This is a genomic window from Candidatus Solirubrobacter pratensis (genome assembly GCF_000425945.1).
Classification (GTDB): domain Bacteria; phylum Actinomycetota; class Thermoleophilia; order Solirubrobacterales; family Solirubrobacteraceae; genus Solirubrobacter; species Solirubrobacter pratensis.
In genome coordinates, this window is the sequence record NZ_AUEK01000009.1 from 258,101 (window position 1) to 280,589 (window position 22,489).

Annotated in this window: 19 protein-coding genes; 6 read left to right on the forward strand and 13 right to left on the reverse strand. The window is 73.5% G+C overall.

Features of this window, described 5'->3' with window-relative positions; translation table 11 throughout:
* Positions 1 to 174: 174 nt before the first annotated feature.
* A complete protein-coding gene (locus tag H958_RS47550; RefSeq protein WP_196807354.1) occupies positions 175 to 348 on the forward strand; it encodes a hypothetical protein in 174 nt (57 codons plus the stop codon).
* Here H958_RS47550 and H958_RS0114690 read toward each other — a convergent pair.
* Positions 332 to 1,072 (reverse strand): YciE/YciF ferroxidase family protein, encoded by a 741-nt coding sequence (locus H958_RS0114690; protein WP_028059227.1) that lies wholly within the window; start codon positions 1,070 to 1,072, stop codon positions 332 to 334. The genes H958_RS47550 and H958_RS0114690 overlap by 17 nt on opposite strands.
* 9 nt (positions 1,073 to 1,081) lie before the next feature.
* Here H958_RS0114690 and ligD point away from each other — a divergent pair, with 9 nt between their 5' ends.
* Positions 1,082 to 1,987 (forward strand): non-homologous end-joining DNA ligase, encoded by a 906-nt coding sequence (ligD, locus tag H958_RS0114695; RefSeq protein ID WP_028059228.1) that lies wholly within the window; start codon positions 1,082 to 1,084, stop codon positions 1,985 to 1,987.
* Here the strand turns inward: ligD and H958_RS0114700 are convergent.
* A complete protein-coding gene (locus tag H958_RS0114700) occupies positions 1,965 to 2,417 on the reverse strand; it encodes a winged helix-turn-helix transcriptional regulator (protein WP_028059229.1) in 453 nt (150 codons plus the stop codon). The two genes, ligD and H958_RS0114700, sit on opposite strands and share 23 nt — an antisense overlap.
* A gap of 48 nt (positions 2,418 to 2,465) precedes the next feature.
* Here H958_RS0114700 and H958_RS37420 point away from each other — a divergent pair, with 48 nt between their 5' ends.
* Positions 2,466 to 3,902, forward strand: coding sequence for a DHA2 family efflux MFS transporter permease subunit (locus H958_RS37420; RefSeq protein ID WP_051324264.1), 1,437 nt, complete (start codon positions 2,466 to 2,468; stop codon positions 3,900 to 3,902).
* Positions 3,903 to 4,005: 103 nt separating this feature from the next.
* Here the strand turns inward: H958_RS37420 and H958_RS0114715 are convergent, their stop codons facing one another.
* The 4 genes from H958_RS0114715 to H958_RS37425 form a co-directional block, all read right to left on the reverse strand.
* Complete coding sequence (locus H958_RS0114715; RefSeq protein WP_028059230.1) at positions 4,006 to 5,841, reverse strand: transketolase; 1,836 nt, start codon at positions 5,839 to 5,841, stop codon at positions 4,006 to 4,008.
* A gap of 3 nt (positions 5,842 to 5,844) precedes the next feature.
* Complete coding sequence (gene tal, locus H958_RS0114720; protein ID WP_028059231.1) at positions 5,845 to 6,945, reverse strand: transaldolase; 1,101 nt, start codon at positions 6,943 to 6,945, stop codon at positions 5,845 to 5,847.
* A gap of 403 nt (positions 6,946 to 7,348) precedes the next feature.
* Complete coding sequence (locus H958_RS0114725) at positions 7,349 to 8,254, reverse strand: homogentisate phytyltransferase (RefSeq protein ID WP_051324265.1); 906 nt, start codon at positions 8,252 to 8,254, stop codon at positions 7,349 to 7,351.
* The gene (locus H958_RS37425; RefSeq protein ID WP_051324266.1) at positions 8,254 to 9,066 is read right to left on the reverse strand and encodes a methyltransferase domain-containing protein; all 813 of its coding nucleotides are present in this window, start codon (positions 9,064 to 9,066) and stop codon (positions 8,254 to 8,256) included. The genes H958_RS0114725 and H958_RS37425 overlap by 1 nt, the downstream gene beginning before the upstream one ends.
* Positions 9,067 to 9,083: 17 nt before the next feature.
* Between H958_RS37425 and H958_RS0114735 the strand changes: the two genes are divergently transcribed.
* Complete coding sequence (locus H958_RS0114735) at positions 9,084 to 9,623, forward strand: hypothetical protein (protein ID WP_028059233.1); 540 nt, start codon at positions 9,084 to 9,086, stop codon at positions 9,621 to 9,623.
* A gap of 305 nt (positions 9,624 to 9,928) precedes the next feature.
* Here the strand turns inward: H958_RS0114735 and H958_RS37430 are convergent, their stop codons facing one another.
* From H958_RS37430 to H958_RS0114765, 6 genes are all read right to left on the reverse strand, one after another.
* Positions 9,929 to 10,846, reverse strand: a complete 918-nt coding sequence (locus H958_RS37430; RefSeq protein WP_081685897.1) for a tocopherol cyclase family protein — start codon at positions 10,844 to 10,846, stop codon at positions 9,929 to 9,931.
* A gap of 110 nt (positions 10,847 to 10,956) precedes the next feature.
* Positions 10,957 to 11,361, reverse strand: a complete 405-nt coding sequence (locus tag H958_RS0114745) for a hypothetical protein (protein WP_028059234.1) — start codon at positions 11,359 to 11,361, stop codon at positions 10,957 to 10,959.
* Between the two features lie 616 nt (positions 11,362 to 11,977).
* Complete coding sequence (locus tag H958_RS0114750; RefSeq protein WP_028059235.1) at positions 11,978 to 13,201, reverse strand: MGH1-like glycoside hydrolase domain-containing protein; 1,224 nt, start codon at positions 13,199 to 13,201, stop codon at positions 11,978 to 11,980.
* A gap of 14 nt (positions 13,202 to 13,215) precedes the next feature.
* On the reverse strand, positions 13,216 to 13,962 hold the full coding sequence (locus H958_RS0114755; protein WP_028059236.1) for a DUF2334 domain-containing protein: 747 nt from the start codon (positions 13,960 to 13,962) through the stop codon (positions 13,216 to 13,218).
* Complete coding sequence (locus H958_RS0114760; protein ID WP_156027992.1) at positions 13,959 to 15,320, reverse strand: glycosyltransferase; 1,362 nt, start codon at positions 15,318 to 15,320, stop codon at positions 13,959 to 13,961. The genes H958_RS0114755 and H958_RS0114760 overlap by 4 nt, the downstream gene beginning before the upstream one ends.
* Positions 15,317 to 17,557, reverse strand: coding sequence for a glycosyltransferase (locus H958_RS0114765; protein ID WP_028059238.1), 2,241 nt, complete (start codon positions 17,555 to 17,557; stop codon positions 15,317 to 15,319). The genes H958_RS0114760 and H958_RS0114765 overlap by 4 nt, the downstream gene beginning before the upstream one ends.
* 111 nt (positions 17,558 to 17,668) lie before the next feature.
* On the opposite strand from H958_RS0114765, the gene H958_RS0114770 reads away from it, so the two are divergent.
* On the forward strand, positions 17,669 to 19,819 hold the full coding sequence (locus H958_RS0114770) for a glycoside hydrolase family 31 protein (RefSeq protein ID WP_196807355.1): 2,151 nt from the start codon (positions 17,669 to 17,671) through the stop codon (positions 19,817 to 19,819).
* Here H958_RS0114770 and H958_RS0114775 read toward each other — a convergent pair.
* Positions 19,803 to 21,473 carry a S8 family peptidase gene (locus tag H958_RS0114775; protein WP_196807356.1) on the reverse strand — a complete coding sequence of 557 codons (1,671 nt, stop codon included), beginning with the start codon at positions 21,471 to 21,473 and terminating at the stop codon, positions 19,803 to 19,805. The genes H958_RS0114770 and H958_RS0114775 overlap by 17 nt on opposite strands.
* Before the next feature lie 236 nt (positions 21,474 to 21,709).
* Between H958_RS0114775 and H958_RS37435 the strand changes: the two genes are divergently transcribed.
* Positions 21,710 to 22,486 (forward strand): phosphodiester glycosidase family protein, encoded by a 777-nt coding sequence (locus H958_RS37435; RefSeq protein ID WP_156027994.1) that lies wholly within the window; start codon positions 21,710 to 21,712, stop codon positions 22,484 to 22,486.
* Positions 22,487 to 22,489 lie beyond the last annotated feature (3 nt).

Below are 22,489 nucleotides of genomic sequence, written 5' to 3' on the forward strand. Positions count from 1 at the left end.
CGTCCGTGCGGTACCCGCGCCCCCGGAAATCAGCCCCTTTGCGTCAATTCGCGAACATCCAGTCACGGGCCTTACGGCAAATGTGTCCGCGCGCCAACTCGCGACCGAGCCCGATCGTGCCGCGGGCGGCGGCGCGCGGCATGATCGCCGGGAACGGGGGGTAGTCCGACGGACGTGTCCAACCGCCCCACCTCGCCATCGCGCGCCACCGGAAGCCCCGCCGAATCCACCACGACCCGCGTCGCGCGCAAGTCGCGCGTCGACGTCGCCGCCGTCCGCCTCGCCATGCGCCGCACCGGCGGCCGCTTGAAGCTCGCCGCCGTTCCGCGGATCAGAGGGCGCGCGTAGCGTCCTCGAGCTGGCCGGCGCGCTCGAGCACGCTGCGCCGCTTGCGGTTCGCGCGCTCGTACGACGCGACCGCGCGCAGCTCAGCCGGCGTCAACCCCGGAAGCCGCGTCACGATCTCGCCGGCGCTGAGGCCGTCGTAGCCCGCGATGGGCGGCTGCGGCGAGGGCTCGGCGCCCGTGCGGGCGATCACCGCGCTCTTCGCCAGCCCCGGGAGCAGCCGCCGCAGCGCGGCCAGCATGCGCTCCTCGTCGCCGCGGTGGGTGGCGGCGAGCCGCGCCGTCTCGGTGTCGCCGACGTCGTCGGCCAGCGCCTCGAGGGCGTCGTAGGCGGCGATCTCCATGGCCTCGCCGGCGCACTCGTCGCGGGCGTTCTTGAGCAGCTTGGTTGCGCGCTCGGTGCCGCCGCGCAGCATGTCGAGCGGGCCCTTGGCCAGCGAGACCGCCTGACCCGCCAGGACCTCGGCGAGCCCGAGCGCCGCGTGCACGATGCTCTCGCCCGCGCCGAGGGCGTCGAGCCGGCGCTCGATCGCGGCCGCGTGCTCGCGCGTCTCGTCCAGATGGCGCTCGAGCAGCTCGCGGTAGGGACTGCGCGGCGTCAGCGCGATATGCGCCTTGAGCGTCGTCACGAGCGCCGCCTCGATGGCGTGGACGTCTTCGAGGTGCTGGATCACGAGATCCCGGCCGGCCTTGAACTGGACGGGATCGGAGCGGTCGATGATGGCCATACTCCAGCGGTGCCCAGCAAGCGGCTCGAGGTCGCCATCGATGAGCGGCGCCTGTCACTTTCCAACCTCGACAAGCTCCTGTACCCCGGCGCGGGGTTCACGAAGGGGCATGTGATCGACTACTACACGCGGATCGCGCCGGTGCTTCTGCCGCATCTGCGCGACCGGCCGCTGACCCTCAAGCGCTATCCCAACGGCGTCGAGGGCGGCCACTTCTACGAGAAGCGCTGCCCGTCGCACCGGCCGGACTGGGTGCGGATCGCGCCCGTCTGGTCGGGCCGCAACGACGGCAACATCGACTACTGCGTCGCCGACGACCTCGCCACGCTCGTCTGGCTCGCGAACCTCGCCGACCTGGAGATGCACACGCCGCTGGCGCGTGCGCCGGACATCGAGACGCCGACGCTGATCGCGTTCGACCTCGACCCCGGGCCCCCGGCGACGATCGTGGAGTGCTCACGCGTCGCGCTGGACCTGCGCGAGGCGTTCGACCATCTCGGCCTGCAGGCGTTCCCGAAGACGTCGGGCTCCAAGGGGATGCAGGTCTACGTGCCGCTCAACACGCCCGGCGTCACGTGGGACGACACCAAGACGTTCGCGCTGCATCTGGCGCAACTGCTGGAGAGGCGCGCGCGCGACCGCGTGGTCTCGGACATGAAGAAGTCCCTGCGCGGCGGCAAGGTGCTCGTCGACTGGAGCCAGAACGACCGCCACAAGACGACCGTCAACGTCTACTCGCTGCGTGCGATGGACCGCCCGACGGTGTCGACGCCGCTGACGTGGGAGGAGGTCGATCAGATCGCCTCGACCGGCGAACCGCTGAGCTTCACCGCGCCCGAGGTGCTGGAGCGCGTCGAGCGGCTGGGGGACCTGTTCGCCCCGGTGCAGACGCTCAAGCAACAGCTGCCGCGCTGAGCTCGGCCACGGCGTCGCGCGCCGTCAGCGCCGCGCCGCACGCGCCGCACATTCGGTGGTCGTCGACCTCGCCGCCGCAGCCGCGGTGGCGCAGGATCACCGGCGGCCCGTCGGGCGCGTAGTAGCGGTCGCCGAACTGCAGCAGCGAGACGATCACCGGCCACAGGTCCAGGCCCTTCTCGGTCAGCCGGTACTCGTAGCGAGCCGGGCGCTCCTGGTAGCGGACCTTCTCGAGCACGTCCTCCTCGACGAGCCGGCCGAGCCGCCCGGTCAGCACGTTGCGGGCGATGTCCAGGCGCTCGGCGAACGCCTCGAACCGGCGCGTGCCGAGGAACGCCTCGCGGATGACGAGCAGCGTCCAGCGCTCGCCGAGCAGCTCGAGCGCCTTGGCGATCGAGCAGTTCTGGCCGTCGTAGGTGCGCGGAAGCATCTACCCCGAGCGTAGCGTCACGCAACGTGCTTGTGTAGGGTGGGTTGCATGAAGCAACTCGAACGGCCGTGGAAGGTGCTCGCCGTCACCGCCGCGGCCATCTTCATGGCCTTCATCGACGTGACGATCGTCAACGTCGCCTTTCCCAGCATCGAGCGCGCCTTTCCCGGCACGTCGGTCGCCGGCCTCTCGTGGGTCCTGAACGCCTACAACATCGTCTTCGCGGCGCTGCTCGTGCCGGCCGGGCGGCTCGCCGACCTGTTCGGGCGCCGCCGCGTGTTCTTCACCGGTCTCTGGATCTTCCTCGCCGCGTCGGCGCTGTGCGGGATCGCGCCGAGCGCCGAGATGCTGATCGCCGCGCGGGCGATCCAGGCCGCCGGCGCGGCGCTGATGGTGCCGACATCGCTCGCACTGCTGCTGCCCGAGTTCCCGCCCGAGCGCCGCGCGACCGCGACCGCGCTGTGGGGCGCCGTCGGCGGCGTCGCCGCGGCGACCGGGCCTTCGCTCGGCGGCGTGCTGATCGAGTGGACCGACTGGCGGCTCGTGTTCTTCATCAACCTCGTGATCGGCGCGGCGGCGCTCGTGCCGGCGCGGCGGCTGCTGGTGGAGACCCGCGACCCCGACCGCGGGGCCGTGCCCGACCCGTTCGGGATCGTCCTGCTCGCCGCCTCGATCGGCGCGCTGTCGCTGGCGATCGTCGAGGCGCCGGACTGGGGCTGGGGGAGCGCGCGCATCCTGACCGCGTTCGCCGCGGCGGCCGTGCTGGCCGCCGGCTTCATCTCACGCTCGGTGACGCATCACCACCCGGTGCTCGAGCTGCACCTGTTCAAGGTCCGCTCGTTCGCCGTCGCCTGCTTCGGGGTGGGCGTGTTCTCGCTCGGCTTCTACGCGCTGCTGCTCTCGAACATCCTCTTCCTCACCGGCGTCTGGCACTACTCGATCCTCAAGGCGGGCTTCGCGGTCACCCCGGGCCCGCTGATGGCGGCGCTCTCGAGCGCCAACGCGGGCCGGATCGCGGACCGCTACGGCTCAGGCGCCGTCGCGTTCCCGGGCGGGCTGCTGTTCGCCGCCGGCGCGCTGGTCTTCGCGCTCGGCCTCGGCACCGAGCCGCACTATGTCACCCACTACCTGCCGGGCACGATCCTTACGGGCCTCGGCGTGGGCGCCTCGTTCGCCGGCTTCAGCTCGGCGGCGGTCGCGGAGCTCCCGCCGGCGCGCTTCGCGACCGGCTCGGCGATCTCCGCGACGTGCCGGCAGATCGGCGCCGTGCTGGGGATCGCGGCGCTGATCGCGGTGCTCGGCGAGCGCGCCGGGCTGGACGACTTCCAGCGCGCGTGGTGGATGATGACCGGCACCGGCGCGGTCGCCGCCATTGCGGGTTTCTCGCTTGGCCGAGTTCGCGCTACCGTGGCGCCATGGACCTCGAAGAGCGCACCCTCGACGACACCATCGCCCGAACGTGCGCCGTCTGCGGCGCGAAGCTGACGACCCAGGAGATCGTCACCGGCCGCGAGGCCGGGGGCCCCTTCCTGTGCACTGTGCACGCGATGGAAGAGGCCCCGGCTGACGATCTCGGGGAGCTCGAGCCCTAGGCCCGAGCGGTGACCAGCGAGCGCGCCGCGTCGACGATCGCCGCGGCGTCGATCCGGGCTTCGTGCAGCAGCTCCTCCGGCGTGCCCGACGTCGGCATCTCGCGCACCGCGAGCTTGATGACCTTGGCGTGGTCGTCGCCGGCGGCCAGCGCGTCGAGGACCGCGTCGCCGAGGCCGCCCTCGGCCCAGTGGTCCTCGACGGTCACGATCGTGCCGCAGTCGCGCGCCGCGGCCTGCACGGCCTCGGCGTCGATCGGCTTGATCGAGTAGGCGTCGAGCACGCGCGCGTGGACGCCGTGCTCGAGCAGCATCGTGGCCGCCTTGACCGCCTCGTCGAGCGTGATGCCGCAGGCGATGATCGCGACGTCGTCGCCTTCGTGGGCGATGCGGCTGCCGCCGATCGCCACCGGCTCGTCGGCCGGCGTGCGCACCGGCGTCTTGCCGCGCAGCGTGCGCATGAACTGGATGCCCTCGCGGTCGGCCATCGCCGCCACGAGCTTGGCCGTCTGGTTGGCGTCGCTCGGATGAAGCACGGTCGAGCCGTGGATCGCGCGGAACGCGGCGATGTCCTCCAGCGCCATCTGCGACGGGCCGTCCTCCCCGATCGAGACGCCGGCGTGCGAGCCGCTCAGGCGCACGTTCGCGCGCGAGATCGCCCCCATCCGGATGAAGTCGTACGCGCGCGTCCAGAAGGCCGCGAACGTCGAGGCGAACGGCACCCAGTCGCGCGCCTGGAAGCCGATCGCCGCCGAGGCGAGCTGCTGCTCGGCGATGAACATCTCGAAGTAGCGGTCGGGATGCGCCTCGCGGAAGTCCTCCGAGTGCGTCGAGTTCGAGACCTCGCCGTCGAGCGCGACGACGTCGCCGCGGATCGAGCCGAGCGCCGCGATCGCCTCGCCGTAGGCCTTGCGCGTCGCGACCTCGTCGCCGAGCTCGTACGTCGGCATTGTGCCGCCGCTCGCCTCGAACCGGTGCGGCTCGCCGGCCGGCGGCTTGGCGACGTCGACCTGGAGGTCGCGCTCGCCGCCCAGCTCCTCGATCGCCTCGCCGGGATCGTCGAGCGGCTTGCCGTGCTTGCCGGGCAGGTCCTCGACGGCCTTGACGCCCTTGCCCTTCTTCGTGCGGGCGACGATCACCGTCGGCTTGCCCTTCGTCGCCTCCGCCTCGGCGTAGGCCTCCTCGATCGCCTCGACGTCATGCCCGTCGATCGCGATCGCGTTCCAGCCGAACGCCTCGGCGCGGCGCACGTAGCCGTTGACGTCCCAGCCGAGCATCGTCTCGCGCGTCTGCCCGAGGCGGTTGACGTCGATGATCGCCGTGAGGTTGTCCAGGCCCTCCCAGCCGGCGTGCTGGAAGGCCTCCCAGATCGAGCCCTCGGCCATCTCGGAGTCGCCGCACAGGCACCACACGCGGTAGGGCAGCCGGTCCAGGTCGCGCCCCGCGATCGCGATGCCGACCGAGATGGGAAAGCCCTGGCCGAGCGAGCCCGTCGCCACGTCGGTGGGCGGGATGCGCGGCGTCGGATGCCCCTCGAGCCGGCTGTGGAGCTTGCGGAACGTGAGCAGCTCCGCGTCGTCGACCGCTCCGACGGCCTTCAGCACCGAGTAGTACAGCGGCGAGGCGTGGCCCTTGGAGAAGATCAGGTGGTCGTTGGCCGGGTTGCCGGGGTTCGCGTAGTCGAGCTTGAGGTGGCCGTCGATCAGGACGGCCATCAGGTCGGCCGCCGACATCGACGAGGTCGGATGGCCCGACCCCGCCGCCGCTGAAGCTCTGACCGAATCCACCCGCAGCTGCTGGCCGAGCTCGCGGCGGAAGTCTGCGTCGTGGGCCATGACTTAGGCGGCCACCAGCGCCTTCAGCTTGCTCTCGAGGCCCTCGATCAGGTCGGCGAAGGACTTCTCGAACTTCTCGACGCCCTCCTTCTCCAGCACCGCCACGACGTCGTCGTAGTCGATGCCGGCCTCCTCGAAGGCCTTGAAGATCGCCTTCGCACCGTCGACGTCCTCGAGGATCGTGTCGCCGCGGATGACGGCGTGGTCGTCGGTCGCCTCGGCGGTCTCGCGCGGCATCGTGTTGACGGTGTCCGGGCCGACGAGCTCCTCGACGTACATGACGTCGCGGTACTCGGGGTTCTTGGTCGAGGTCGACGCCCACAGCGGCCGCTGCGGCGTGGCGCCCTTGGACAGGAGGTCCTTCCAGACGGCGTCCTCGGCCTCCTCGAGGAAGACCTGGTAGGCGAGCTTGGCGTTGGCGATCGCGAGCTTGCCCTTGAGCTCGTCATGCCCGCCGATCTTGTCGAGGCGCTTGTCGGCCTCGGTGTCGACGCGGCTGACGAAGAAGGACGCGACGGAGGCGAGCTTGGACGGGTCGCCGCCGCCGTCGGCGAAGCGCTTGACGCCGCGCGAGTAGGCGCGGATGACCTCGCGGTGGCGCTCGAGCGAGAAGATCAGCGTGACGTTGACGGGGATGCCGGCCGCGATCGTCTCCTCGATCGCCTGCAGGCCGTCCTTGGTGGCGGGGATCTTGATGAAGAGGTTCGGGCGGTCGACGAGGTCGTGGAGGCGCTTGGCCTCCTCCGCGGTCTTCTTGGCGTCGTACGCGAGCCGCGGATCGACCTCCAAGGACACCCAGCCGTCCTTGCCGTTGCCCTCGTCCCAGACTTGACGCAGGACGTCGCAGGCGTCGCGGATGTCGTCGCGCGCGAGCAGCCAGAAGATCTCGTACGCATCGTCGTGATCGGCGCTCAGCTCGCGGATCTGATCGTCGTACGCGTCGCCCGAGGCGATGGCGCCCTGGAAGATCGTCGGGTTCGAGGTCACGCCGACCACGCCCTTGTCGACCAGCCCGGCCAGGTCGCCATCCTTCACGAAACGGCGCGAGAGGTAGTCGATCCAGACGCTCGTTCCATGCTCACCGAGCTGCTGGAGGGGAGTCATCGTTTCTCCTTTTGAAGAGGGGCGTCATCCAGATGTTGACACCCCGTCTTCACGACGGTTCCCGTCGTGTGAATGAGGAAAACACGGGACGCCGCGGGCGCGCGCGGCGTCCCGCTCTCAGCGAGGCCGCGCGGCGAGCTCGCGCAGCCAGTTGGCTACGGCCTGCTCGTCACGCCTGGCTTCCCTCCGTTGCGCTGCGCGCGCTTGGGAGGCCGTGATGGTGTTCGGCTCAGAACCACGTCCGAAGCGCCGGGAGGGCACGACGGGCGACCGTTCCGAGCGCGGCTGCTGATCCGCCTCGGAGGCAATCATTGGCGTGAAAACTACCTCTCGTGTTGAGGCTTGTCCACGCCTCTTTGTCGAACGCGCCGTCGGTGTCTTCTACATGACGTCCAACGAGAATTCAGGCGGTCAGGCACGCGAGCGGGAGCAGCAGATACTCCAGGAAGAAGAGCGCCCACACCCGCATGTAGAACCGGGTGAATGCAGCAGGATCCGTCGGATGCGCTCGTCGGGCCCAGCGGATGAGCAGCGCGAAAGCCCCGAGATGGCCGGCCACCAGGACCGCGGGCTGCACGTGGTCGCCGAGCAGCGGCGGCCCCGCGAGGATCATCCCGGCATAGGCGAGCGCGAGGGCGAACAGGCCGACGCGGAACACGGGCTCCGGCCCGAGGCGGACCGTGAACGTGCGGATGCTGTACGCGCGGTCGCCCTCGATGTCGGGGACGTCCTTGAGCACCGCGATCGCGAAGCTGAACGGCAGCACGAACAGGCACAGGGCCCACACCGGCGGGGCGATGCCGTGGGCGAAGTGGGCGTAGACGCCGAGGTTGACGGCCAGGCTCCGCACGCCGGTGATGCAGAGGCTGGCGGCGATCGGGAAGCGCTTGAGGCGCGTGGGCGGCAGGCTGTAGAGCGCGCCGACGGCGAGGGCCGCGGCGACGGCGATCGTCTCCGCCGCGCCCTGCGTGAGCGCCATCGCGAGCGGGAGCGCGGTGCACGCGATCACGATCGCCTTCGCCGCCTGGGGCGAGAGGTCGCCGGCCGCGATCGGGAGGTACGGCTTGTTGAGGCGGTCGATCTCGACGTCGGTGATCTGGTTGACGCCGACGATCGCGATGTTCACGGCGAGGCCCGCGACCAGCGTGGCGAGGAGGTCGGGGGCGCCGGTGCCGTGGTCCTCGGCGGCCGCGATCCCGTACAGGCCGAGGATGGAGAGTGCGGTCCCGATGATCGTGTGCGGGCGCGCGAAGCGCCACAGCACGTTGGCGGCGCGGACGGCGGGCAGCGCGGCCGGGACAGCGGTCATCAGGGCTTCGGCGTCGGGGCGTCGGCCCTGTCCCCGCGTCTGCGAAGGGTCAGCGCGATCGCGATCGGCACGAAGACGAGGCCGGCCACGGAGCCGGCGACGAACCTCGCCGCGAAGCGCAGCGGGCCCACCGGCGGGTCCTCGATGCGCTCGGTGACGAGCGGCTTCCCCGGCGACGGCTTCACGCCGCTGACGGCGAGGGCGTACGGGCCGCGGTCATCCCGGTACCAGTCAGGCGCGAGCGGGACGGAGCGGACGTCGCGGAAGCCGGCGCGGCGGAACCAGCGCTCGTACTCGTCGGCGCCGGGGAACAGCATCCAGGTCTCGGCGAGGCGGCGCGCGATCCGGTTGGCGGGGCGCACGGGTCCGATCACGGTGGCGACGCCGCCCTGCTTGATCACCCGGTAGGCCTCCGAGATGCCGCGTTGCGGGTCGGGCCAGTACTCGATCGAGCCGGCCGAGACGTAGCGGTCGAACCGGTCGTCTTCGAACGGGAGCTGCTCCGCGTCGCCGAGCACCTTCGGGCAGTCGCCCAGCGCCGGCTTGGCGCGGGCCCGCGCCAGCTGGTGCGGGCTCTGGTCGAGCATCGTCACGCTCGCCGCGGGGACGCGCTCGACGATGCCCTCCGTGGTGAAGCCCGTGCCGGCGCCGGCGTCCAGGACGCTCAGCTGCGGATCCTCGAGCCGCGCCGGCGCGAGCGCCTGGTCGCGCATCTCCGGCGTCCAGAAGAGGGGGTTCACCCTCCGGTCGTAGCCGAGGGAGAGGAAGCGGTAGAACCAGTACGCCTCCCGCTTGTGCTGGATCAAGCCCACTCGGTCACCATACGGAGGTGACCGCCGCGACGCTCGACGACTGGATCGCCGACGCCTCCGTGCGTACCGTGCACCGGCGCTCCGCGGCCGCCGCGCCGGCTGCGCTCTGGGATGCCGCGGGGCAGGTCCGGCTCGCGGACACGCGCCGGCTCGGGCGGATGGTCCGTTGGCGGATCCCGGGGCTCGACGGCTCGCTCCGCTACCGCCAGATGTTCCGCGAGTATCCGTTCGTGGTGCTCGAGGAGTCCGAGCACGGGCTCGTGAGCGGACTGTGCGGGAAGATCTGGACGCTCACCCGCGACTACCCGCGGCTGGCGGGCGCGGACGAGTTCGCGGCCTGGGACGAGCCGGGGACGGTCCGCGTCGCGTTCGCGCACTGGGTCTCGCCGTTGGACCACGGCGGTGGCTCGGAGATCGTCTCCGAGGCGCGCGTGGAGCCGGTCGACATGCGGGCGCGGCTGCGGCTGAAGACGATCTGGGCGGTGCTCGGCCCGTTCGCGCCTCTGGTCGCGTCCGAGCCGCTGGCGCTGGCGGTCCGGCGGGCGGAGGGCGCGTGAACGCGGGCGGCGAGGGCGTGGGGGCGGGCGCCGAGGCTGGGCGGCCGGTCGTCTCGCGCCTCGGCGTCTCCGACGCCGGCGAGCTGCTGACGCTGCAGCGGGCGGCCTACGCGACCGAGGCGCAGCTGCACGCGGACCCGTTCCTCCCGCCGCTGACCGAGCCGCTCGAGGCGATCGCGGCGGCGCTGCGCGAGCAGGTCGGGCTCGGCGTGCGCGAGCGAGCGCGGCTCGTCGGCGCCACCGATGATCCGTGGATGACTCCACGTCGTGGGCGCCGGCCACGGCGGCGCGGCGCCGACTCGGGCTTAGCCGGGGCGGCCGTCCTCGAGGCCGGCGAGGCCGGAGTCGGCCCTGAGCCACAGGCGGCGACCCCGGTGGACGGTGACCTGCAGGCGCCCGGCGAGGTGGTGCTCGGAGCGGGCCTCGAGCCGGCGCTCGGCCGGGACGGGGACCGGGAGGCGCAGCGGCGGGCCGGACGCCTCCCCACGCAGCTCCACCCGATGGCGCGGAGAGCGCGCGGCGATGTGCCACTCGCCGCCGGAGGCGCGCGCGACCGTGCGGGCGAACGGGGGCGCGAGGGCGACCAGGCCACCGGGAGTCCACACGGCGACCGCGGTCGGCGCGACCGAGGCGCCGAGCCGCCGCAGGGGCGCGGCGAAGGCCGGCCCGCCCGCTCCGAGCCGTCCACCCGCGAACGCCGCGCCCGCGCCTTCCTCGAACGCCGCCTGGCCCCACCACCAGTGGGCCGCGAACGCCGCGCCCCAGTTCTTCTCGCCGTAGACGGCCGCGCCGTCGAGCGAGAGCGTCCGGTCGCCGAGCCGCGCGTCGCCGCCGACGGTCGCGGACAGCAGGTGCGGCGTCCAGTACTGCCCGAGCCCGGGAACCACCTGCGCGGGGCCGAGGGCACCGAACGCGCGGCGCGGCCAGTCCCGGCGTGCCGAGAACCGCGCGCGCAGGGTCGCACCGCGGAGCCGGACATCGAGCCCGTCAGGGCCGGCGCGAAGGATCGGGGCCGCGCGATCACCGCGCACGGTCGCCCGCGCATCACCACCCGCCGCACCCAGGGCATCACCGCCCGCCGCATCCCCGGCGACCACCCCCAGCCCGCGGCGGTCAGCGCGTGCGACCTCGGCGATCTCCGTGCACTCGAATCCGCCCGGCTCGGCGCACAAGGTCACCATCGCCCACTCGCCGCGCGCGTCACGGCAGACGCCGCAGATCACCGCGACGCTCCAGCCGGCGCCGGTGAACCGCCAGTAATAGCCCTCGAGCCCGACGCCGTGGGCTCGGCGCGGGTCGGTGAACGGGAGGTCGGCTCCGGTGGCTCGGTAGTTCAGTGCGAGATGAGCGCGTGGGTGACGGGGATGCCCCAGCGGGCCTCCCCTTCGGCGAGGCCCTCGTCCTCGCGGTAGTCGCGCTCGCCCTCGGGGTGCGAGAAGATCACGATCCGGTCGGCCGGGAATGTGGCCAAGGCGTCGTCGATCGCCAGGGCCGGCTCGGATTCTCCCACCTGGCCCGCCGCGTCGATGCCCGCCTCCTCCAAGCGCTCGACCGTGTCGACCTGGGCGGTCTCGGCCTCGTCGATCGCCTCGTCCGGGTCGCTGACCCAGAACGCAAGCTTGGACTGGTTCGTTGCGGGCGAGATGACCAAGACCTCCGCACCCTCGACCTCGGTACCGAGCGCCGAGCGCAGGAACGAAGCATCGACCGGCTCGGGCGTCACGACGAGCAGCTTCATACCGATTCCGCTACCCCCGGTCTGGCGCGAAGAAACTGTGCGGCGGCGCGATCAGGCGGGGCAATGATCGATTCGAGCAGAGATGATCGTTCGCGCGCGAACCGACCGCGCCGGTGATCGAGCGTGACCGTCAGGCCGCCGCGCCAGAGAGACCCGCATCCGCTACCCGCGCAGTTCGCCGATCCCGCAGCGCGGCCCGCGAGTCCGCGATTCGCGGCTCGCGCGGTCTCCGCGTCGCGGCTTCCCGCGGCCGGCGGACTGCGCCGGTAAGGGAGTGGGTCAGCTTGCCTGCGCGGTTCGCGAGGCCGCGTGATCGATTCGGGCGCGCGGCGAGGGGGTGCGCGGCGAAGCTTCGAATAGTTCGAAGGTTTGTGAGGCACCCGCCAAGGCCGGAGAGCGGACGTGATCGATCACGATCGGGAGCCCGCGGCGCCCGGAGCGATCGACGCCCGCCGGCGCTCGGAGGGCAGGCGATCTGACCCCGCTCCCCGTATCAGCGCAGTTCAGGTCCCGGCAGGCGGCCGCCGCGCGGCGATCGCCGGTCCGCGCCGGCGAGAACGCGGGGCATGGCGTGGCGACGCGATCGCGCGGCGCGGCGCGGCCCAACGCCGCACCGCTACACCCCCGGCCCCGCCGGATCGAACCCGCGCGGCAGATCGAGCGCGAGGGCGGACATCCCGAACCGGTGCTCGCCGTGCCCTGCCCCCGTGCGCGGGTGGTAGTACTCGCGCAGCCCGCTCCGCGCGATCGCGTCGAGCGCGTTGTGCGCCAGCCGGTCCGCCTCGTCCGCCGCGCCCAACGCCCGCAGCCCGCCGGCGAGCAGCCATGCCGTGCATGTCCACGCCGCCCCCCGCCACGTCCGGAACGCGTCGAACCCCGGCCGGAACGACGGCTCCTCCATCGACACCGACGGCACGCCGAACCGTGCGCCGTAGCGCCGCGGGTTCAGGAGGTGCTCCTCGGCCAGCCGCTCCCGCACGTCGCGCGGGAGAGCGTCGCCGAGCGCCAACGGCGCGAGCGACGACCAGGTCGAGACCTCGACGCGCCGCTCGTGGCGCCCCGCCAGGTCGAAGAACAGCCCGCGCCGGGGATCCCAGCAGCGCTCGAGCAGCGCCGTCTCCACCCGCGACGCGCGCTCGGCCCACTCGACGTCGCCGCTCATGCGGAACAGCGCCCGCAGCGAGAGCGCGTGCGCGACGTTCACGAGCACGTCCTCGACGTGCTCGTCGCATCCGGCCACATAGGTTCGCGCGCTCCAGCGCGCGCGCCGGCAGCGCTGCACGAGCCGCGCGTGCCCCGGGCGCCAGTGGGCCAGCCGCCCGTACACCGCGTCGTACTTCGGCGAGTCGTCGAGCCCGGATTCGTCGGGCAGCATGATCGTGATCAGCCCGTCGCCGTCGGGGTCGCGCTCGCGGGCGAGCCACCGCGCGTGTGCGGCCAGCGGGGCGAGTCCCTCCGCGATGAACGTGCGATCCTCCGCGGCCGCCCGCTCCCACGCGACCGCGAGCAGCGGCGTCTGGATCGAGGAGGTCGCCGCGTCGCCCAGCACCCGCGCGGTCGCGTACAGCGGCGCCCGCCGCCACCGCGGCGACGCCTGCCAGAACGCCGTGTGCGGCACGAATCCATCCGACCGTCCCGCCCGCACCAGCGTCCGGAGCTCCTCCCGCGCGCGCGCCGGATCGACCCGCGACCACGCGACCGCGTGGAAACACGAGTCCCAGTACCACTGGTGCTTGTAGCGCCGCGGCGCGGGACACGTGAACGCGAAGCGCGTCCCGTCGCGCCGGACGCCCTCGCGCCAGTTCGCCCGCAGCACGCCGGCGGCGTCCAGTGGTGTCATCGCCGGTGGCGCCGCTAACATAGGTCGTCGTAGGTGACCGCGGTGCGGCGGTGCGCGCGCCGGAGCACGGCCTCCACGGCGTGCACGTGGCTCGAGTGCTCGAAGTCCGCCGGGTGCAGGTCGAGCCGCAGGAGCCGCCCGGACAGCGCCGCGCCCGCGCGCACCAGCCCCGGCGACGTCGCGCGCTTGAACGGGCTCGAGGTCCCGAACGACAGCGCGGGAGCCAGCGAGGAGCGCGGGCGGACGCCGAGCAGCGTCGCCCACCAGTCGAAGCGGAGCGCGAGGTGCTCGCGCAGCGCGCCCGTGTACGCGTAGCCGGGGGCGACGAACCCGCGCGGCGGCATCCCGGCGAGCTCGAGCACGCGGCGCCCCGCATCGAGTGACGCGACCGTGGCCTCCTCGTCGAGCCCCGGGAACTCGGTCGCGGCGCCGCCCTGGAACCCGCGCACCGGACGCTCGAGCAGCCCCGGCGGGCGCGTGCGCCGGTGCTGGAGCCCGTGCATGGCGATCGCGTCGCCGTCGTCGCGGCGGTCCAGCAGCCACGCGGCCAGCTCGGGGGAGCGCTGGAAGAACGGATGCAGCTCGGGGGCGGGGATGACGAGCAGCGTCGCGCGATCCACCCCGAGATCGAGCAGCCAGTCGCGGATCAGCGCGCACCGCTCGTACGTCGCGGGCGCGACGTCGTGCAGCGCGACGGCGATCGAGCCGCGGCGCGTCGCAGCCACAGGGGCGGCGACCGGTCGCGGCTCGACCTCGATCATCGTGCTCCCGCGAGCCGTTCCAGGTCCGCGAGCTCGGCCCGGAAGACCGGCTCCCACTGGTGCGCGGCGGCGAACGCCAGCGCCGCGTCGAGGTCCGGCTCGCTCGCCCGCGCCGCCGCGATCGCCTCGGCCATGCCGTCCACGTCACCCGGCTCGAACGTCCGGACCAGGTCCCCGAGCGCCCGGGTCGACGGCGCGGTCGAGCACGCGACCGTCGCCGCGCCGCTCGCGGCCGCCTCGTAGGCGACCAGCCCGAACGTCTCCAGCTCGCCGGGCATCACGACGCGGCGGGCCCGCTGATAGGCGCGGGCGAGCGCGTCGCGGCCGGTCAGGTGCGGCAGGAAGCGCACGCGGTCGCGCAGGCCGAGGCGGCGCACCCGCTGCTGCAGCTCGCGCCCGGCCGGCCCGGCGCCCAGGAGCCACAGCGGCCATGGCTCGCCCGAGCGCCGGGCGGCCTCGACCAGCGCGAACACGCCCTTCTCGCGGCCGAAGCGGCCTGCGTAGAGGACATGATCGCCGCGGCGCACCCCTGCCCGCGGACGGAAGACGGGATCGAGCCCGAAGCGCAGCGGCACGCTGGCGTCCCGACCCATGTCGGCGCGCGGGTCGCAGGCGGACATCACGCCGTCGGCGTGCGCGTAGCTGTGGTGCAGCCAGGCGGTGAAGCCGGCGGCGTAGAGACCGCGCGGCCCGCGGAACGCGGCGGCGTCGAGCGCGACCGACCCGTGGTGCACCATCAGCGCATGCCCACCGGCCGCGCGTGCGGCGGCGCGCGGCGCCCAGAACGGGTCGTGCTGGAGCAGGACGTCAGGCTGGAGCTCACGCAGCAGCGTCGTGAGCGGGCGCGTGCCGAGCGGCCAGCGGTAGCCGTTGGGGGTCGCGCTCCGGACGGCGGGAAGCTCGTGGATGGCGCCCGCCGAATGCTCGCGCCGGATCGCGCGGGCGCCGGGGACGATCAGGTGGTGCTCGAAGGCGCCGGTCCGCTGCGCGTACTCGACCTTCGCGTCGAGGTACGTGCGGATCCCGCCGGAACGCTCGCCGTAGAACAGCGCGACGTCGACGACCCGCAGGGGTCGCCGCTCGACCAGGCGGAGTGAGGGTGTCCCCGGCGCGCCACCGCTGGGACGGGCGGCATGGTGGGCCGGCGAGGGTCGGCGCCAGGGGCGCGCCGGGGACGTAGTATCGCCCAGGGGGCGATACTCGGGCGAGTTCGACTCGCGCCGTTCAGGGCCCGAGCCGTGGGTGAACTCGCGGGGGTCTGTCGTATCGCCCAGGGGGCGATACTCGGGCGAGTTCGACTCGCGCCCTTCAAGGCCCGAGCCGGGGGTGAACTCGCGGGTCGTGAAGCGTGCGCTCACGCGGCGCGCACCTCGGCCTGCCGGCGCTGCGCCAGCGCGCGCCGCCAGCCAGCGGCGAGCGCCGCGAGCGAGGACTCCCACGTGCGCTCGCGCACGGCAGCCAGCCCGCCGCGCGCGAGCCGATCGCGCGCCGCGCGCGACCCGGCGAGGCCGGTGAGCGCGTCGGCCAGCGCGCTCGGCCGCGGCGGGCACAGCACGCCCGAGCGCCCGTCGCTGATGAGCTCCGACGGACCGCCCGCGTCGACCGCCACGACCGGCAGCCCGGAGGCCTGTGCCTCGAGCACGACCTGGCCGAACGTGTCCGTCTGCGAGCAGAAGAGGAAGAGGTCGGCGTCGGCGTACGCGCGCGCCAGCGCCTCGCCTTCGAGCCAGCCGAGGAACCGCGCGGAGCCGCCCAGCCGCGCGCGCAACGCCTCCTGCTCCGGGCCGCCGCCGGCGAGCACGAGCTCCAGCCGCGGGTCGCGCGCCCGCGCGGCGAGGAAGGCGTCGGCGAGCAGGTCGGCGCCCTTCTCCTTCGTCAGCCGGCCCGCGTACAGCACCCGCACACGCCCGTCGCCCGAGCGCGTGCGCAGCGCGGGGGAGAAGCGCGCGAGGTCGACGCCGCGGTCCCAGCGCCCCGGGTCGTCGATGCCCAGCGCCGCCAGCCGGGCGTCCGAGGCGGCGCTCGGCGAGAGGACGACGTCGCAGCCGCCGTAGAAGGCGCCGAGCGCGGCCTCGACGGCCATGCCGAGCCGTGCGTCGCCCGACCGCATCCCCGCGTAGGCGGCGAGCTCGGTGTGGTAGGAGCCGACGATCGGCAGCTCGAGCACGCGGCCGATCAGCGCCGCGGCGACGCCGGCCGGGCCGGGCGAGCAGAGGTGCAGGACGTCGAAGCGGCCCTCGGCCAGCGCCTCGACGACGGCCGGCAGCGAGGGCACGCCCACGCGTAGGCCGGGATAGAACGGGATGTCGACCTCGGCGACCGCGCTCAGGCGGCGGTCGACGTTGGCGTCGGTGCCGATCACCTCGACCTCGAAGCCGGGCACGCCGCGTTCGCGGATCTCGTCCAGCGTGTGCGTGACGCCGTGCATCCCGCCGATGCCGTCGGCGACGAGCGCGACGCGGATCGGCTCGTTCTCGCGCGTCGCGAGCTTGCTCTTCTCGCGGCCGAGGAAGGCGGCCGCCGGCGCGTACGGGATCGCGGCGAAGCACGCGGTGAACAGGTCCGAGGCCGCGGCGCCGAGCGAGTCGAACGACGGCGCCCCCAGCGCATCCCCGACGGCGCGCTGGAGCCGGCGCTCGTGGCAGCGGCGGGCGCGGCGCTCGAGGTCGGCGTGCGAGAAGCCGTCGGACTGCAGCAGCGTCAGCAGGTCGCGCTCGCTCATCCGCAGGTCGACGGCATCCAGCCACGCGCGCAGCAGCGCGCGGGCGTCCTCGGGGCCGAGGTCGGAGCCGATCGAGCCCGTGCGCGCGTCGCCTTCGGTCATCACGCGCTCGACCATCCGCAGGACGGCGTCCGGATCGGGCCGCGCGTCGGAGTCGCCGCGGCCGAGCGCCCGCACCGCCAGCGCCATCGCCGCGTGCGCCCACTTGGCCGCCGAGCCCTGCTCGCCGTGCGCGCTCACGCGGCCCGCGCGGACGTGCGCGAGGAACTGCGCAGGCGTCTCACATGACGGCGTCATCGACCACGTGCGGCCGATGTCCACGCCCGCGTGGTCGTCGCTGCCGCCGACGCCGATGCCGCCGTGCGTGTCGACATAGATCGCAGCCGGGTGGTTGAGCTCGCGGGCGCGCGACCCGTTGCGCACCTCCCAGATCTCGAACAGCTGCGCGAGCCGGCGCCGGTGGCGCGGTTGCAGCGGCGCCTCGACGGCGTAGAACGGGTGCGCCAGCGCGCACGTGATCTCGTGCTCGTGGAGGTACGCGGCGACGACCTCGACGTCGCCCGCGTGCGCCTGCAGCCACTCGTGGTCGTCCGGCGTGATGCCGTAGCAGAGGACGTGCACGGCCTGGGGCTCGCCGCGGAAGCCGGCGGTCAGCTCCTCCGAGACGAAGACATCCGGGCGGTCGGCGATCTCCAGGACACCGTCGATCGTGTCGTGGTCGGCGATCGTCACGAAGTCCATGCCGCGGCGCTTCGCGAGGTCATAGACCTCCTCGGGCGGGGTCGCGCACTCCGGCAGTCCGAGCGCCCGCTGGACGCCCAGCTTGGAGACTTCCGATGCGGTGGAGTGGCAGTGCAGATCCACGCGGCTCATGGGCACAGAATCGGGCTGCAAACGAGCGGGTTTGTGACGATGCCGACAACAGGTGGTGACGGAGTTGTGAACGAACGTGCGCCCGCAGACGTCGGTGTCGAAGCTCATGCGGTGCGCGTAACCGTGGAGATCACCCCTGCGCCGTTCTCGCTCGTCGTGCGCCATGACGGGCGCCGCGTGTTCGGCCCGGCCTCGATCCGGGCGTGGAGCGGCGCCGCCGACGACCAGCTCGTGACGCTGACCGAAGGGCTGCTCGCGATGGAGGAGCTGAGCGATCCCGTCGAGGCCGTCGCGCTCGAGGACGCCGAGCTCGTGTTCGCCGACGGCAGCCGCGGCACGCTGACCGCCGAGGTCGCCGAGAGCGAGCGGGCGGTCGTCACCGTCACCGTCCCGGAGCACTTCCACCGCGTGGCGCTCGTCGCGCCGGGGCATCCCGAGCAGCGCTTCAGCGGGCTCGGCGCGCGCCACGGGCTGCACGTCGACCAGTCCGGGCGTTCGCTCCAGCTCGGCGCCGACCGCCGCTACACCGGTCCCGACTGCCCGCCCGACATGCTCGAGCTCGGCGGCATCCCACAGGGCGACTACGCGCCGGTGCCGTGGCTGCTGAGCTCGCGCGGCTGGGCGGCATGGGTCGAGACCGATGGCCACGGCGCGCGCTTCGAGCTCGGCGACGAGCTGCAGCTCTCCACGCGCCGAGCGGCCGGCCCGCTGCGCGTGCACCTCTTCTGCCAGTCGACGCCGGCCTCGCGGCTGCGCGGCTTCCTGCGCGAGACCGGGTTCGCCGCGATCCTCCCGGAGTGGGCCTACGGGCACTGGAAGAGCCGCGACGTCTACGAGCACCAGCGCGACGTCGAGGAGGACTTCGAGGGCTACGAGGCGCACCGGCTCCCGCTCGACGCGATCGTGCTCGACTCGCCCTGGGAGACGCAATACAACACGTGGGAGTTCAACCCGCACCAGTTCCCCGACGCGCCGGGGCTGATCCGGCGCATGCGCGACGCCGGCGTGCGGACCGTCGTGTGGGTGACGCCGTGGGTCAACGTCGAGTCCAACGACGGCCAGCGCCCGCCCGACAAGGAGTCGGCGCGGCTGCACGCCGAGCCGGCCTCGAACTACGAGCAGGGCCGGCCGCATTTCGTCAAGGACGGCGAGGACCCGTTCGTGACGCGCTGGTGGATGGGCACCGGCTCGCCGGTCGACTTCACGTCCGACGCGGCCGAGGCGTGGTGGCGCGAGCAGGCCAAGCGCGTGCTCGAGCTCGGCGTCGCGGGAATCAAGGCCGACGACGGCGAGGGCTGGTACCTCCCCGATCACGTCCGCTTCTCCGACGGCCGCACCGGCGCCGACTACGCGTGGGGCCACGGGCTGCGCTACCGGCGCTCGATGCAGCGGGCGCTGGACGAGGTCCACCCCGGAGAGGGCGTCCTGTTCGCGCGCCCCGGCTGGACCGGCCACCAGTCGATCGGCGTGACATGGGGCGGCGACCAGCCGTCGGACTTCTGGTCGCTTCGCACGCTGGTCGCGGCCACGCTGACCGCCGCCGCGTCGGGCATCTCGAACTGGTCGCACGACATCGGCGGTTACCTCGGCGAGCGGCTGATGGCGCGCTGCCCGAAGGAGCTGCTGCTGCGGTGGGTCCAGTTCGGCTGCTTCACGCCGCTGATGCAGGCGCACGCGCGCTTCCAGCAGGAGCCGTGGACCTACGACGCCGAGACGCTGCGCGTCTACCGCGAGCACATCGTCCTGCACGAGCGGCTCGTCCCGTACGTGCGCGCCGCGGCCGCGACGGCGGCGCGCAGCGGGCTGCCGGTCGTGCGCCCGCTGTTCCTCACCGACCCTCGCGACGCGCGCGGCTGGGCGATCGCCGACGCCTACGGCTACGGTCCGTCGCTGTGGGTCGCGCCGGTGCTCGAGGCGGGCGCGCGCGAGGTCGAGGTCGACCTGCCGCGCGGCGACTGGATCGACATATGGACCGGCGCCCAGTTCGCGGGTGGCGGCACGGTGCTCGCCGTTGCGCCGCTGGAGCGCACGCCGGTGTGGGTCCGCCGCGGCGCGCTGATCGTCACGTATCCGGCCGCGCACGTCGCCGCGGGCCTGGGCGACGTGCCGGAGCGCGAGCGCCCGCTGGAGGCGACGCTGTGGGGCGAGCCGCCGACCGGCCGCGCCACGGCCCGCCTCGCGGACGGGACCGTGGTGCGGTGGACGCGCGGCGAGTGGTCGGTCACCCCTCGCCGCGAGATCGCGTTCAGCGTCCGGCGATGATGCGCGCCGCGTTCACGACGCCGTCGCCGTAGAACCCGTTGTGCGCGGCCGTGCCCTCGCACGTCGCCGTGTAGTGGTCAGGCAGGCCCGGATAGACGAACGGGTTCTGCGCCGGGCACGGCGTGTCGGTCGCCGTGCTGCGCAGGCGCGCCTCGACGTCGGCGGGGTCGAGCGTGAGGCCGCCGTGCGCGCGGTCGCGGTTGCCGTACTGCGCCACCGCCAGCGCCGCGACGCCGACCGCGTGCGGGCTCGCCATCGACGTCCCTTGGAGGTACTGGTAGTACGCGCACGCGCCGTTCTCGCAGTCGCGCACGACGCTGGTGACCTTCGGGCTGCCGTCGGGGTTGAGCTGGCCGTTCGCGCGCGCGAGCGACTCCGGGTACGGCGCCAGGACCGTGTCGGTGATCGTCGTCGGCGTGCCGGTCTGGTGCGCGTCGCCGCCCGGCGCCGAGACGTCGGACTGCTCGAGGCCGTAGTTGGAGTAGTACGCCTTGCGGCCGTTCGGAGCCGTCGCGTTGACGGCGATCACGCCGTTGGCCTCGGTCGGCATCGAGAGGCACGTGCCGTTGTCGATCTCGCGGTGGTGCGGCGAGGCGACCTGGTCCGGGTAGTCCGGGCTCGAGTCGTCGCTGCCGGGGTTGCCGAGGTCGGTGTCCTCGTTGCCCGAGGCCGAGATCAGCGTCACGCCGTGTCCGCGCGCGTAGTCGAGCGCGCGCTGCGTGGCGGAGACGATCAGCCGCTGCTCGCGCTGCTCGGCCGGCGAGTCGGTCGGGTTCGCCTGGCAGTTGTAGAGCCATGGGTCGATGTAGAACGACATGTTCACGACGTCGATCCCGTTGTCGCCCGCGTACGTGAGGGCGTCGAGCGTCGGGCCGACGAAGAAGTAGCCCGAGTCCTGGCCGGCGCGCAGGTTCACGAGGTCGACGCCGGGTGCGACGCCCGCGGTGCCGATGCCGTTGAGCGCGGCGCCGATGATGCCGGCGACGTGCGTGCCGTGGCCGTTCTCGTCCACATTCGCCGGGTCGGTGCAGCTGCCGTCGGGGTCAGAGGCGCACGTCCCGTCGACGATCGGGTCGTCGACGGTGAAGTTGCGCGACAGCGCGCTGTCGAAGTTCGGCTTGATGTCCGGATGGGAGGCGTCGACGCCCGTGTCCATGATCCCGACGTGCACGTCGTGCGAGCCCTGCTGGCGCTTGTAGGAGCCGTCGGCGGTCGCGCCGATCGCCTGCATGTCCCACTGCAGGCCCGCGAGCGGATCGGGCGTGAGCTTCCCGGACGTCTGGAGCTTGGGCGCCTTCGGCCCCTTGCCGGCGCGCCAGCCGCCGGGACGCTCGACCGCCTCGCGCTTGGCGACCGCGTCCGCCGGCGCCTGGCCGATCGGCTGCTCCGGCGCGGCGCCCTCGAGGGCGCCCTGCTGCGCGGCGCGCTGCTCGAAGCCGGCGTCCGTCGAGCGCACGGTGGCGACGCCGATGTCGGCGTTCTCGCTCACGATCCGGCCGCCCGCGGCCTCGATCGCGGCGTGCGCGTCCCGCGCCGCGGCGCCCTGCTTGTAGACGACCACGTAGTCGCGCTGCGTAGCTGAGTCGGCGGTCGCCGACTGGGCGACCGCGAACGCGGCCGCCGCCAGCGCGCCGGCGAGTACGGGCGCGCGCATGCTTCTGCGCATAGAACCTCCCTTATGCGTGCGACATGAGCCGGCGGCCCCCTGCCGGGCGGCTCCTTGGCGGCTCACCATAGCCCCACGTGCCGGTCCGGTACGTAACCAGCGTCCCGCGCGATTGACGGCAGGCGGGCTCGCGCTGTCGCGCGCGTGGCCAACCGCCTGTCGGGGTGACCTATGCCAACGGTCTGTTCACATCCGCCGCCGCACCCCGGACCATCCTCGGGGTGATGGCGTTCGCAAGACGCGAGTTGCTCCGCCCCCCGCCGGCGGGGCGGGCCCGGCGCATCCGGCTGGAGCTGCTCGACGGGTCGAAGACCACCGTGCACATCGCCGCGCATGACGCGGCGCGCACCGAGATTCGCGTCGCCGTGCTCCGCGGCCAGGCGCGACTGGAGCCCTGGTGCGAGCAGCGCGGGGTGGAGGAGGCGCTCGTCGGCGGCTTCTTCGTGCGGCCCGAGGGCCTGCCGCTGGGCGAGGTGCGCACGCGCGGCGTGGCGCGCCGGCACGTGCCGTTCGACGCGCCGTGGGCCGGGGTGCGCGCCTGCGTGCACGTGCAGGGCGGGACGGCGCGCATCGCCGGGCGCGACGCGCTGCCCGAGGCGCCGCGCGGCGATCTCCTGCAGGCCGGCCCGCTGCTCGTCCGCGGCGGCGTGCCGGTGTTCCGGCGCGAGCGCGACGCCGAGGGCTTCTCGGCCGGCAGCCGTCAGTTCGACTCCGACATCACCGCGGGCCGCCACCCGCGCGCCGCGCTCGGGCTCTCCGGCGAGCGCTACTTCGCGGTCGCGTGCGACGGGCGCTCGCGGCACGACGCCGGCCTGACGCTCGAGGAGCTGGCGGCGCTGATGGCCGCGCTCGGCTCCGACACGGCGCTCAACCTCGACGGCGGCGGCTCGACCTCGCTCGTCTCCGGCGGGCGGCTGCGCAACCGCCCCCGCAAGGCGTATGACGAGCCCGAGCCGGGCGGCCGGCCGGTGTCGACCGCCCTGCTCTTCGTCCCGCGCTAGGCA

What these genes read in the sequence shown, in the direction of transcription:
- H958_RS0114690 (WP_028059227.1), bottom strand. Translation starts at nt 1,072, where the DNA reads ATGGCCATCATCGACCGCTCCGATCCCGTCCAGTTCAAGGCCGGCCGG.
- H958_RS0114700 (WP_028059229.1), bottom strand. Translation starts at nt 2,417, where the DNA reads ATGCTTCCGCGCACCTACGACGGCCAGAACTGCTCGATCGCCAAGGCG.
- H958_RS37420 (WP_051324264.1), top strand. Translation starts at nt 2,466, where the DNA reads ATGAAGCAACTCGAACGGCCGTGGAAGGTGCTCGCCGTCACCGCCGCG.
- H958_RS0114715 (WP_028059230.1), bottom strand. Translation starts at nt 5,841, where the DNA reads ATGGCCCACGACGCAGACTTCCGCCGCGAGCTCGGCCAGCAGCTGCGG.
- tal (WP_028059231.1), bottom strand. Translation starts at nt 6,945, where the DNA reads ATGACTCCCCTCCAGCAGCTCGGTGAGCATGGAACGAGCGTCTGGATC.
- H958_RS0114725 (WP_051324265.1), bottom strand. Translation starts at nt 8,254, where the DNA reads ATGACCGCTGTCCCGGCCGCGCTGCCCGCCGTCCGCGCCGCCAACGTG.
- H958_RS0114745 (WP_028059234.1), bottom strand. Translation starts at nt 11,361, where the DNA reads ATGAAGCTGCTCGTCGTGACGCCCGAGCCGGTCGATGCTTCGTTCCTG.
- H958_RS0114750 (WP_028059235.1), bottom strand. Translation starts at nt 13,201, where the DNA reads ATGACACCACTGGACGCCGCCGGCGTGCTGCGGGCGAACTGGCGCGAG.
- H958_RS0114755 (WP_028059236.1), bottom strand. Translation starts at nt 13,962, where the DNA reads ATGATCGAGGTCGAGCCGCGACCGGTCGCCGCCCCTGTGGCTGCGACG.
- H958_RS0114765 (WP_028059238.1), bottom strand. Translation starts at nt 17,557, where the DNA reads ATGAGCCGCGTGGATCTGCACTGCCACTCCACCGCATCGGAAGTCTCC.
- H958_RS0114775 (WP_196807356.1), bottom strand. Translation starts at nt 21,473, where the DNA reads ATGCGCGCGCCCGTACTCGCCGGCGCGCTGGCGGCGGCCGCGTTCGCG.
- H958_RS37435 (WP_156027994.1), top strand. Translation starts at nt 21,710, where the DNA reads ATGGCGTTCGCAAGACGCGAGTTGCTCCGCCCCCCGCCGGCGGGGCGG.